We start from the raw sequence: 251 nt of genomic DNA, 5'->3' as shown, positions 1-251 counted from the left end.
TATTCCATTCCCATCGTCACCTGATTTAAGGGTAGCAGTGGTAGTATCATCGGTAAGCGTAAGCCCTGTTAAACTCACATTTCCTGTATTGGCTACAGAGATAGTGTAAGTAAGAGTAGAAGGCTTATCGATCGCTGTTAGATCTACCACATTGGTAATAGTAAGTTTCGCTTCCTTGGAAAGCGGAGTCTTTTCCTCATTACTGTTTACCGGACCTGTAGTTTCATCTGAATTAGCTACGGCAGTGTTCA

The 251-nt window shown here is 42.2% G+C and carries 1 protein-coding gene; it reads right to left on the bottom strand.

Annotated features, from left to right (window positions below):
• Positions 1–251: hypothetical protein (locus tag ACNKXV_RS14880; RefSeq protein WP_417908472.1), on the bottom strand; the 251-nt coding region annotated here is incomplete at both ends.

It is taken from the genome of Christiangramia aquimixticola, from assembly GCF_048285835.1.
In the GTDB taxonomy this organism is placed as follows: Bacteria; Bacteroidota; Bacteroidia; order Flavobacteriales; family Flavobacteriaceae; genus Christiangramia; species Christiangramia aquimixticola.
This window is presented reverse-complemented; position numbering and strand designations above follow the sequence as displayed.